This is a genomic window from Marinagarivorans sp. (assembly GCF_982758155.1).
The window spans coordinates 1-11,150 of sequence record NZ_CEXWTU010000167.1 but is presented as its reverse complement, the minus strand read 5'-3'; the positions used below and the strand labels follow the sequence as shown (position 1 = coordinate 11,150).

The following is an 11,150-nucleotide window of genomic DNA, read 5'->3' as shown; positions in this document are numbered from 1 at the left end:
ACCACCCAAATTTACACCCACGTCGTCGGCATACAAGAGCGCGGCGTTACCAGTCCTATTGATATCAAAACAATCGCCAACTAAAAAATGACCAGCGGCTAAACCCCACAAAGGTGCCGGTATGAACAGCACTTTATAACACCCACAAAATACCCAGCCAATAGACAAAATGAAGACGCAAAAAATCTTCTGCCGTCACCAACAGGGTGTTTATTCTGAACTTATAGGTTTTTACAGCGAGGGGAACTTGAGGAGATCTAAATTTTTACGGTCGAATCAACGGTGGCATTAAGAACATAAGGAACGAGGAAATAACACCGTGATGGCACCCATGCAAGGGTGCCATCACGGTATTCAACAATACTAGCTTACGGGTAATAGCATACCGCGTAGGATGAAAAACATCGTTGCACCCAGTAAAGCGGAAGCCGGAACAGTAATAACCCAAGCCGCTGCAATTTTATAAAGGTGACGGCGCTTAACAAGCTCTTGGCGATAAACCTTCTTCAAGCGCTTTCGCTCTTTTTCTGAGATCGGTAACGTCGCTGTTTGCACGCTCGATTTCTTCAGCATGGCGCGCATATCTTCAACGCTGGCCGATTGGAACTGCTTTAAATACTCTTGAATTTGTACACGGGCTTCGCCGCTATGCTCATCCAATGCTTGGTGCAATTTACTGGCATAACGCGTCTTCAAATATTCCCGTAAAAAACCAACCCCAAAAACACCACCCAAGGCAATGTGAGTCGAGCTAACCGGCAAGCCCAGTTGCGATGCGATAATAACGGTAATGGCTGCAGCCATGGCAATACAGTAAGCACGCGATTTATCGAGTTCTGTAATTTCGCCGCCCACGGTGCGAATAAGCTTAGGGCCAAACAACGCCAAACCTACCGCCAAACCCAGCGCGCCAATCAACATTACCCATATTGGGATAGGCGCTTTACCCGCAACCGTCCCAGACGATAACGCCTCAGTAATAGCGGCCAAAGGCCCAATCGCATTAGCCACATCGTTGGCACCGTGCGCAAAGCTTAATAAACCGGCGGCAAAAATAAGCGGAATAGTGAAGAGCTTGTTAACCCCAGCAATACTGTTTTCTATTCGATCCCTAGTAGCCTGAAGACGCTTACGGGTAAAAACATAGGCAATAACAGCCACAACAAAACCCCAAGCAAAAGCTTCTAGGCCGCTGGGATGCCAAATTTTCTTCAAGCCTTTGGTAAGTAAGTAGCTAGTAAATGCCCAAGCCATCAAACCCACTAACCACGGTACATAGCGCAACGCCGCTGTTTTAAGGTCATCCTGGTACAAGATCGCGCGCTTAATAAACATCAGTAATGTAGCGGCAATCACACCGCCCATGACAGGAGAAATAACCCAGCTCGCGACAATCGCGCCCATTTTACTCCAGTTCGCAATGCCCAGGCCGCCGGCAGCAATACCGGCACCTAAAATACCGCCCACAATCGAGTGTGTGGTAGAAACGGGGGCGCCCATCCAGGTTGCAAAGTTCAACCAAATAGCACCCGCCGCCAAAGCACCCGCCATTAGCCAAACAAAGGTTTGCGCATCATGAACTAGGCTTGGGTTAATAATGCCCGACTTAATCGTACCCACAACATTACCACCGGCCAGTAAAGCACCGGCCGCCTCACCTACCGCCGCCAAGCCAATCGCGGCGCCCAAGGTAAGTGCACCCGAACCCACCGCCGGGCCAACATTATTGGCCACATCATTAGCGCCGATGTTCAACGCCATATAAGCACCCACCAATGAGGCAAAAATCAGCAACTGCGGGTGCAGCGTATTCGGCATAACCACATAAGTAATGCCTAGCACCGCGATCATAAAGGCGAATGAAAGCCCCATACGTGTTGTGTGACTGAGTGAGTTCAAGACGGATTCACCAATGGGGGAACCCGCTTGAGCGGGGGTACTTTCCGGTAGAGACATACGAGATACCTAGGGTGTGGGCTAATCGCCTTCACCTGTTGAGTCATAAAGGGCGCCATATTACGGTTCTGTGACAAATAGGGCTAGTCAAAAACGACGATTAAGACAACCTTTGAGCAAAAAAGCATCACCTACGAAATAGCTTTCTTCAAAACCAAGGTATTTCCCAGCCAACCGAAAGCCGAACGCCCAAACTCATAGTGAACCTCATAGTGAAATTCAGCATACACTCAAGTCCTTAAATATTATGAGGATATTACGCAACCTTCGTAGCGTCCCCCTCTCTATACGGCTGACAGCAATAGTCATTCCTGCTTTTATGATCTCTATTTTTGGCTGAACGTACTGCATACCATTGAACAGTTTTCGCTGCCAACTATCGCCTCAGGGTGATGTTTCTACGCCTACACTTCGTGGTTTTTATTCCGGTCGTTTTCATCGCACGCCTTAAACTTAATTATCAAAACCGATGGGTACGATTAAAGCGCAGTAGCCTTTACGGCGTTACCATGGCCGCGTTTTTTTCGCACACCGATATAACAACGATTAATTCATTATTTCTTACCCTAAGGAACAGAGACTAACGCTTATTTTTGAGCCCTATACTTCCACGACTATTTATTAAAAATAGAACCGTGGCCATTTTAAAACCAGTGCTTTTTTCACAAAATAACCATGAGTATTTTTATAGAACTGGGATGCGGTACGCTCGGATCATTTACGCTTAATGGCGACCATAAAGACTGCATCCAATTTAAATAGATTCACCTTCCCTTTAGCAGAGAGATGCCAACGATTGCTTCGGGCGCTAGGATCACACGACGACATCCCCCGCCATACAGTTCACTGTATTTAACGTCAAAACATCGCTTAAAAAGACAGGGCAAGGTACTATCAACAGCTAATACACCCTATCTAGAATGTTGGCAAAAAATATTAATACGCCACGCCATTTAGGGTAATAAGCCGACACCGTATAACACTCGATTGTTTAAATAGGATGACTATGGCCAAAGAATACAATAAACAAAACGGCACGGGCATAAAGCGAATTTTAAACGCGAGCTTATGTAGCCTGCGAGGCATACAATTTGCCTGGCGTTTTGAATCGGCATTTCGACAAGAAGCCATGTTAACTATGGCGCTTTTCCCAACAACATTTTTTTTAGCGCAATCGGTTGCTCACTGGAGCGTACTGGTTGCCGCACTGTGTATTTTACTGCTCACAGAGCTATTAAATTCTGCCATAGAAACCCTCGCCGATCGCATCACGCTCGAAAACGATATAATGATTGGTCGCGCTAAAGATATTGGCTCGGCCGCAGTTGTTATTGCACTAGGCTTTATTGTCTTGCTCTGGACCGCTGCCCTATTCAGCAAATTTATGACTTAGGGGCTTGCACGGAATAAGTTGCTGGAGTTTGGGTTTGTGGGTGCTTGCTTGCCGAGGCGAAAATAGGGCGTAATAGCCGGCTATTGCAAATATTTTTAACGAAGACAAGCGTGCACCCAGGAATTCAAAAACGGGAAGTTATTTCATGCACGCTCCCTAATAATGGCTTTGTCCGCCTCAGTGGATTGCATCACCAAAACACGAACTCCCGCCAAACAAGACTGCAATAAATCCTCGCGTAATACCTCGTCGGTAATCGCGCGGGAAAGCGCCAAGCCACCAATCATCATCACCGCCGCTTGCCTTGCTTTATCTGGCGAGAGCGCCATGCTTTCTAGGATTTCGATGTAGCCTTTAAGCGCTTGTGTATAGGTATTTCTAATTTTGCTATCGCGCTGGGTCATATCAGTAACGAAGAACGCTAACGGGCAAAAGCTTTCGGGGTGGCTAGCATCGCCTAGGCGTAAATAATGCTCAGCAATACTCGATACAGTAAACTCTTCGGCTTGCTCCAGTAAGGCTTTGGCTTGCCTAGCACCCGCAAGAATTGCGTACTGATAAAGCTCTGCTTTATTTTTGAAATGCGCGTAAAAAGCCCCACGCGTTAACCCCGCAGCCTTCATCACGTCATCAATCGATACCGAATCAAACCCGTACTGGGTAAATAACAACGCTGCGCTATCCACAATACGCTCGCGCGATTGGATCTTATGCTCCTCTGTCCAAGCCATTATTGCCCCCTGAAATTAATCGTGTCGCGCATGATATTACAAAGAACAAAGATCGACACCCCAACCGGTTAACGCGATTACTAAGCTCCCTATTATTCAGCTATAACTGAAAAAACGACAGAATATGTTCTTGAACATATTATGACTTCCCCCCAAGGTAGCACCTCAACACAACTATTGTTAGGAACGCTTACATGGAACCGCTCAAACTCTACGGCCCCAGTTTTTCATCTTTTTTGCGCAGCATGCGCTTAATTTGCCAATTCAAAGGCCTGGCACACGAAGTGACCCTCGCCCCCTTTGGTGAGGTAATACGGCCGTTTACCGATCAGCACACCGCTTTGCATCCTTTCAAGAAGTTACCCGTTTTGATCGACGGAGACTTTGTGCTGCCAGAATCGTCTGCAATCGCCGCCTACCTAGACGACAAAGCAGGGCCATCGCTTTACCCGCAAGAGAGTCAACTCAAAGCCACAACCATCGCCCAAGCGAGCCTCATAGCACTCTATGTATCGAAACCCACGATGGGCAATATCATGCTGGAGTTTTTTATGCCCAAAGGGGAAAACGGACAAGTGCGGTTGGATGTCGCCAAGGCTGCGCTACCCGAGGCCGAAAAGGTTCTCTCGTGGTTAAGCGACAGTATTGGTGATAAGCGCTTCTTTATTGCCGAGCAGTTCACCCTGTGCGATGCCCTGCTTGTACCGATGTTGGACTATATGAGCCAATTAGAGTCGCCCTTTAATCTATTGCCTAAATTCCCACAGCTACAGCACTACCTTCGCTTTCAGCAAAGCCAGCCCTACGCCGAAGGCATTTTAGGGCAGCCTGATCTATCGTTACTCAAGAGATAACTTTGTTGCAACTATCCAGGTGGACCCGAAATGGCGAATTAATCGTATGTAGTAAAACGGCCAGGGACGACATAAAGGCACCCTAGAACGATAGGAGCCCCTACAGTAGCCCCAAGTCCATCGCTTTAAGCACAGCACGCGTTCGATCTTTCACATCCAGTTTTGCTAGGATGGAAGACACTTGATTACGTACCGTGCCATCGGAACGAAAAGTGGCTTCTGCAATTTCATGATTAGTGTAGCCTGCGGCAACAAGTTGTAGAATTTGTTGCTCTTTTTCTGTCAGCGGTATATTCAACGGCTTATCTGTTAGCTCCGATGGTTTCACTTGGCTTTTTATTCGCTCGGTTACAACAGGCTGAATCCAGCTTTTTCCCTGCGCAACGGTTCTTACAGCACTCACTAAAGTCTCGAGATTGACATCTTTTTTTAAGTAGCCTTTTGCGCCTAACTTTAAACATTCAAGCACTAGATCGTGCTCATCGAATGTGGTTAAGACTAAAACATTGAGCTTATCGCCATTTTTTTGGACCGCACGTAAAAATTCAATACCACTCATTACAGGCATACGAATATCAAGCAATATGACATCAAATGAAGCATGACAAAGTGTTTCTAACGCCTGCTGACCATCCCATGCCTCACAACAGACATGAACATCCTCTTTAAGTGACAATAAACTTTTAATGCCTTGGCGAACCAGCGTTTGATCATCAACAATCATTACGTCGATGCTCATGTATATATTTCCTGACTGGGTATTGTTAGGTTGATACCAAAGCCGCCCTGACTCGTAATAACTTCCATTTCGCCACCTAAATACTCCACCCGCTCTTTCATTCCGATAAGGCCATTGCCATAGTTAAAATTGCCGATAAAACCGCCATTGTCAGAATAGGTAAAATCATATGCCTTTTCATTTTTACAAATACAGATTTCAATTCGCGTGGATTTTGTATGCTTACGCGCATTTGTGAGCGATTCCTGAGCACTGCGGAATAAACATTCGGCCGTACGTGTACTATGTAAGCTTAAATCATCCGGTATTGAAATGAATACGCGGCCTTTATCAATGGGTTGTATCAAGTTTTTTATGGCCCTACCAATATCAATTTTGGTATTCGAGCGAATATCGCTCACAGTCGCACGAATATCACTTAATAGAAGCCGCGAAATATCTCTGGCTCGCTGAACATGGGGGGCGGCTTCTTCGGGGGGTGCATTAATAGCCACCTCTAGCTGTAAACTGAGCGCGGTTAGGTGATGGCCGACTTGATCATGCAGGTCGCGCGATATATGCAAACGCTCGTCCTGCTTAGCAGCTTCACTCAGTAAATATTGTGTGGCTTGTAATTCATGACAAAGCTTTTCTGACTTTTCCTTCTCCCTTCGCTCAGATAAAACGGCAAAGCCTATAACTAAAATCGCCAGATTAAACAAAACGAATAGAATTGCTGAGGCCATGGAGTAAGGTAATGCATGTACGAAGTGATTAACTAAACCACCTGACAAGGTAGGTAAAATAGCCAACGCCAAGCAGGTCGGTAAACTGTAAATATGGGTAGCTCGATTAACCATCAATATCGTTAAGATGCTTACGAAGATTAAATCGTACAGTAACATTAATAGAAAGGTAGCCAGAAAAGCGATGATAAAATAACCTTTTCTGTAGTGATTCAGCGCCGACAAACCATCCCAGAAAAACTCCAGTAATAAATAGCCGATGACAATTGCTAACAAACCGCCCACAACAACCTTAGAAACATTAAGCGAACTTACCCAGCCCGTAGGCTCTTCGAAAGTCAGCGTTATAAACGCGACGATCAAGCCTGTTGATATCGCTATAATTCGCTCAAGTGCCTGCAAGCTATAAAGTGGGCTCAAAAAAGAGTTCTGTTTATTCATAAGTTCATTCTACGCGTTAAGGCTGCAGTACCACATGTGTCAATTGTCACTTTTAGATCGTGACAATTGACACATGTGGTACTGGCTAGCCCTCTATATGCTAACCCCCACTGATTATTTGATGGGGAGGCGACATGTTAAAATACGGAATCGTGGGCACACTGATCTGCTGGGCTAGTGCTGTTGGCGCAGATACAAGTGACCTATGGCAATTCGAAATTGGCGGCGGAGGAACCCTCTTCTATTCGCCTTGGAAAGGCGTAGCTCTTGAGCAAACGCCTTTACCCTATTTTAACGCGAGCTTTGGTCGCTGGGGGTTTGGTGTTGGTGAAGGCCTGGTGCAATACAAGGTAATCGATTCTAAAGTCGATATTGGCATCGGTCTGGGCTACAGGGACGAAACCTACCAATCAGATTTTTCATTAATCGGATTCGACTCAGACGATCCTGTCTTTAACGACTACGAAAGCCCCAAAGGTGAATTCACCGCACGCGCTCAAGTCGATTATGGCCTTGTTCATTTCAGGCTGTCACGGGATATTCAAGGTCACTCCAATGCGGTAACCGCACTAATACACACCGATATCCCTCTGTATCGTCACTCTAGTGGCTGGCAAGTGGCTGGGCGCGTGGGATTGTATTGGATGCAAGACAAGTACGCTAGCTACGTGTACGGCGTTAACGAAACTAATACTGACGACAGCATTGGACGATTTAAGTATTCGCTCGGCAATACTCTCAATGACTTTGCAGGCCTTAGAGTTTTCATTCCCCTGACGAAACATCATTCACTGCGCGGCCTGTATCGCTATGAATCACTTGATCGTGACGTTGTCGGCAGCCCCTTAGTGGGCCGAAGCTACCGCTCGCAATTCAGTATTATGTATGTAGTTAATCTATAAGTGAGGCAAATAATGGATAAACGTTATTTTAAATGGCGCTACGCTCTCGCGGTGATACTCACCACATCATTATTAGCCTGCGGAGGGAAAAATGATCCAATCCTTAAAGAGCTCAACAGTCACCTAGATATCGACATCACAGGCTTTAAAGTAAACCATTCCGACCTAGTGCCGGGCCAAATTTTGCGTATTGAATGGCGAGCCAATGGAGCTTTTTTTTTCAAAGTAAAACTGTATTTAAGCCAAGATCAGCGCATCTCAACGGATGACATTATCGTTACAGACAAAGAATGCGGTCTAGGGTCCAACGATCATTGTTATGCGGCCAGAGAGGTTATATTCCTGTGCGACTATAACTCCGACAACGATTTCAGTTGCTTCCATGATGGCGACTTTATCGGCGGCGCTGACTTGACCCATTACTTTACTGAGCTACCACTTAAAAATTATTTAATTCTCGAATTATGCCGTGGAAGTCATTGTGAATACCGAACTCACCGCTTTACATTTTGGTAGCATTTCATGTCGTAAAGCGACTTTTATTTTGTAAAAAAACTACATATGGACAATTAAGCACCAAATGAAAGAATACAGATGCCCGCTAATTGCACCTAACAGCTAGGTCCAACCAAGTAACAACAATTCGCCTACCCCTGCGTTAGCGAAACAACCGTTGCACCCATTTTAAATTGTCGCTTTACGCTATAAAAGCAAGCAGGCTTATCAAGAAAGCCTGCTTTGAATCCAACTATCCCCCTTCGCAGTGCTACTAGAGCCTGGCTATCGCTACAAGATAGGAGGGGATCCCCTGCGCGGCTTGTAAAATCCTGTGAAAATTTAGGATACGACTATGTTCGGTTTTATCACGGTTATTTCGATCCCGTCATCTCAGGTTCACACAAAAAACCACTGTAAACAAACCTGACGTACAGAGCGGTATCCCCCGTCAAAAAAATGACGAGAAAACACACCTTTCAAAACATTAATACACACTAGAAAGAACATACCTGTAAACAAAATCGACGCTAAAGTTTTATGACATTTTACAATCTATCGACATAACTTCCCGTATCATCTGATTTAATAAAAAAATCACCTTATGAAAGCTTATGAAAGCTTATGAAAGCTTATGAAAGCTTATGAAAGCTTGTTTACATTAAATTTTTGGCTTTAGGAGCGATAAGCAATAAGGACACTACAAATCAGGGACTTTGAATATCGATAGTGCCAAAAAATAAGTGTAAGCATTTTCGACAACTCAATTTTTTTGACCTTAAATAAGATAGAAACGCTCTACCCAATTAATAATTATTCACAATCAAAATAATTATATTTTTAATATTTAACGGTATTTTCAATATTAAACTTGCAATGCATGCATCCAAAAGACGAAAATGCCACGATATTTATTATTGACAGCCGGAGACATATTTACGTGGATATTTCAGAAATTACCGAACGCACTCAAAAAGTTTTAGGGGAAGTGGGTGCACTCGGTGTAGCCATTGAAACTGTTGGTGAAAACGACGACCTTTATGAAGCCGGCTTAACCTCCCGTGCCAGTGTTAATGTGATGTTGGCGCTTGAAGATGAATTTGATATCGAATTCCCCGATAACATGCTTAACCGCCACATGTTTCAGAGCATATCTTCGATACGCGACGGTATCTCAGTTATTTTAGAAGAGGATAGTTAATCGCAATGGAGACCTACGCTTCATTACTCGAATCTATTCAGCGTATCGGCACTGAAGTTGCGAGTCAGTTCGCCGACGATGTCGACAAAGAATCACGCTTCCCCAGTGAAACACTCGCGGCATTAAAGGAAGGGAAATATTTAAGTGCCGGCGTGGCACGTGAGCTTGGTGGCGCGGGGCTTAATATTGAAGAGCTAGCTTCGCTGTGTGCCAACCTTGGTCAATACTGTTCTGCAAGCGCCATGATCCTCGCGATGCATTACATACAGGTCGGCTCTATCGCCGAGCACTGTAAAGATGAAGCACCTTGGTTAAATTATTTGCGCACACTGGCTAACGAGCAACGTCTTATCGCATCGGTAACGTCGGAAGAAGGCGTTGGTGGTGAAATGCGCCGCAGTATTGCCGGCGTCGAATTAACCGATAACGGGTTTAGCTTATTCAAAAAGGCCACCACTATTTCCTACGGTGCCTATGCCGATGATTTGTTAATAACGGCCCGCCGCAACGCCGATGCCGCCGCAAACGACCAAGTTTTAGTGCTGGCGCTTAAAGGCCATTTCACCATTACCGAACCTGGTACTTGGGACACCTTTGGCATGCGCGGTACCTGTAGTGCCGGTGGCCATGTAACGGCTGAAGGTGAAGGCTGGCAAGTGATGTCTGAAAATTTCGCCAATATTGCCGGCGAAACCATGGTGCCTTACTCGCATATTTTGTGGGCTGCACTCTGGCTGGGTATAGCCACCGATGCTCTCAATCGCACACGTAGCCTAGTACGTAAAAGCGCACGCAAACAGCGTGGCGAAATCCCCGTAGCGGCACACGAACTCACCCGTATTTATTCGCAACATCAAGCAATGCGCGATGGTTTATTCGGTGTGATTAGAGAGTATCAAGATTTACTCAAAGGCGACCGCGAGCAACTGCTCGGTATGGCCTTTGGTATTCGCATCAATAATTTGAAACTCGATTCATCACAACATGTTGTCAGTATTGTTTCGCAGGCGATGCAGCTAGCTGGTGTTATGGCCTATAAAAACGGCACGCCATTTAGTCTTGGCCGCCATCTACGCGACGCCAATTCGGCCGTACTGATGATTCACAATCAACGCATTGTAGAGGCCAACGCCTCTATGCAACTTGTCCTTCGCGGCAACAGCGATAGACAACAAGGGTTTTAAACATGAGCAGAGAAGCAGAACAGAAAGTCTTTTTAGATAACCTTTTAGAGCACGGCTTTTTTATCCCTATGGGTGAGCCGGGTTTATTTGGTCGCACCTCTAAGTTCGAAAATATCATCAAAGGACTTGAAGCCCATATTGTAACGGCCACAGGTGAAGAGGAAGTTTCTTACTTCCCACCAGTGATGCCCAGAAAGATCCTTGAAAAAAGTGGCTTTATGGATAGCATGCCGCACCTAGCAGGCTTAGTGCATTGCTTTTGCGGCAACGAACGCGACCTGCCCGTACTCAAAGAAAAAATGGCGAATAAGGAAGACTGGGGGCAAATGCTGTCCATGACAGACCTTAGCCACGCGCCCGCCGCCTGCTACCCGCTTTACCCTACATTAACAGGAACACTGCCTAAGGGTGGCCGCCTTGTTCACTTAGGCACCACGTGTTTCCGCCACGAGCCCTCGCCCGACCCGACCCGCATGCAATCTTTCCGCATGCGGGAACTAGTTCGCTTGGATACCGCCGATAACGTATT

At 45.8% G+C, this 11,150-nt stretch carries 11 protein-coding genes; 7 read left to right on the top strand and 4 right to left on the bottom strand.

What is annotated here, in order from left to right:
- Nucleotides 1-363: 363 nt before the first annotated feature.
- Complete coding sequence (locus tag AC3A8L_RS15500; RefSeq protein WP_487963179.1) at nucleotides 364-1,956, bottom strand: inorganic phosphate transporter; 1,593 nt, start codon at nucleotides 1,954-1,956, stop codon at nucleotides 364-366.
- Between the two features lie 1,006 nt (nucleotides 1,957-2,962).
- On the opposite strand from AC3A8L_RS15500, the gene AC3A8L_RS15495 reads away from it, so the two are divergent.
- Entirely contained in the window at nucleotides 2,963-3,349 is a 387-nt protein-coding gene (locus tag AC3A8L_RS15495; protein ID WP_487963178.1) for a diacylglycerol kinase, read from the top strand.
- Between the two features lie 143 nt (nucleotides 3,350-3,492).
- Here AC3A8L_RS15495 and AC3A8L_RS15490 read toward each other — a convergent pair whose 3' ends face one another.
- Complete coding sequence (locus AC3A8L_RS15490) at nucleotides 3,493-4,080, bottom strand: TetR/AcrR family transcriptional regulator (protein WP_487963177.1); 588 nt, start codon at nucleotides 4,078-4,080, stop codon at nucleotides 3,493-3,495.
- Nucleotides 4,081-4,274: 194 nt separating this feature from the next.
- On the opposite strand from AC3A8L_RS15490, the gene AC3A8L_RS15485 reads away from it, so the two are divergent.
- Nucleotides 4,275-4,934 carry a glutathione S-transferase family protein gene (locus tag AC3A8L_RS15485; protein WP_487963176.1) on the top strand — a complete coding sequence of 220 codons (660 nt, stop codon included), beginning with the start codon at nucleotides 4,275-4,277 and terminating at the stop codon, nucleotides 4,932-4,934.
- A gap of 100 nt (nucleotides 4,935-5,034) precedes the next feature.
- Here the strand turns inward: AC3A8L_RS15485 and AC3A8L_RS15480 are convergent, their stop codons facing one another.
- Nucleotides 5,035-5,673, bottom strand: coding sequence for a response regulator transcription factor (locus tag AC3A8L_RS15480; RefSeq protein WP_487963175.1), 639 nt, complete (start codon nucleotides 5,671-5,673; stop codon nucleotides 5,035-5,037).
- Complete coding sequence (locus tag AC3A8L_RS15475) at nucleotides 5,670-6,839, bottom strand: sensor histidine kinase (protein ID WP_487963174.1); 1,170 nt, start codon at nucleotides 6,837-6,839, stop codon at nucleotides 5,670-5,672. The genes AC3A8L_RS15480 and AC3A8L_RS15475 overlap by 4 nt, the downstream gene beginning before the upstream one ends.
- 134 nt (nucleotides 6,840-6,973) lie before the next feature.
- Between AC3A8L_RS15475 and AC3A8L_RS15470 the strand changes: the two genes are divergently transcribed.
- From AC3A8L_RS15470 to AC3A8L_RS15450, 5 genes are all read left to right on the top strand, one after another.
- Nucleotides 6,974-7,741 carry a MipA/OmpV family protein gene (locus tag AC3A8L_RS15470; RefSeq protein WP_487963173.1) on the top strand — a complete coding sequence of 256 codons (768 nt, stop codon included), beginning with the start codon at nucleotides 6,974-6,976 and terminating at the stop codon, nucleotides 7,739-7,741.
- A 12-nt stretch (nucleotides 7,742-7,753) separates the two neighbouring features.
- Nucleotides 7,754-8,257, top strand: a complete 504-nt coding sequence (locus AC3A8L_RS15465) for a hypothetical protein (protein WP_487963172.1) — start codon at nucleotides 7,754-7,756, stop codon at nucleotides 8,255-8,257.
- Between the two features lie 919 nt (nucleotides 8,258-9,176).
- On the top strand, nucleotides 9,177-9,437 hold the full coding sequence (locus AC3A8L_RS15460) for an acyl carrier protein (protein ID WP_487963171.1): 261 nt from the start codon (nucleotides 9,177-9,179) through the stop codon (nucleotides 9,435-9,437).
- Nucleotides 9,438-9,442: 5 nt separating this feature from the next.
- Complete coding sequence (locus AC3A8L_RS15455) at nucleotides 9,443-10,621, top strand: acyl-CoA dehydrogenase family protein (protein ID WP_487963170.1); 1,179 nt, start codon at nucleotides 9,443-9,445, stop codon at nucleotides 10,619-10,621.
- A 2-nt stretch (nucleotides 10,622-10,623) separates the two neighbouring features.
- Nucleotides 10,624-11,150: class-II aminoacyl-tRNA synthetase family protein (locus tag AC3A8L_RS15450; protein WP_487963169.1), on the top strand; the 527-nt coding region annotated here is incomplete at its 3' end.

Excerpts from the sequence above, each read along its gene's own strand:
- AC3A8L_RS15500 (WP_487963179.1), bottom strand. The coding sequence starts at position 1,956 with ATGTCTCTACCGGAAAGTACCCCCGCTCAAGCGGGTTCCCCCATTGGT.
- AC3A8L_RS15495 (WP_487963178.1), top strand. The coding sequence starts at position 2,963 with ATGGCCAAAGAATACAATAAACAAAACGGCACGGGCATAAAGCGAATT.
- AC3A8L_RS15490 (WP_487963177.1), bottom strand. The coding sequence starts at position 4,080 with ATGGCTTGGACAGAGGAGCATAAGATCCAATCGCGCGAGCGTATTGTG.
- AC3A8L_RS15485 (WP_487963176.1), top strand. The coding sequence starts at position 4,275 with ATGGAACCGCTCAAACTCTACGGCCCCAGTTTTTCATCTTTTTTGCGC.
- AC3A8L_RS15480 (WP_487963175.1), bottom strand. The coding sequence starts at position 5,673 with ATGAGCATCGACGTAATGATTGTTGATGATCAAACGCTGGTTCGCCAA.
- AC3A8L_RS15475 (WP_487963174.1), bottom strand. The coding sequence starts at position 6,839 with ATGAATAAACAGAACTCTTTTTTGAGCCCACTTTATAGCTTGCAGGCA.
- AC3A8L_RS15470 (WP_487963173.1), top strand. The coding sequence starts at position 6,974 with ATGTTAAAATACGGAATCGTGGGCACACTGATCTGCTGGGCTAGTGCT.
- AC3A8L_RS15465 (WP_487963172.1), top strand. The coding sequence starts at position 7,754 with ATGGATAAACGTTATTTTAAATGGCGCTACGCTCTCGCGGTGATACTC.
- AC3A8L_RS15455 (WP_487963170.1), top strand. The coding sequence starts at position 9,443 with ATGGAGACCTACGCTTCATTACTCGAATCTATTCAGCGTATCGGCACT.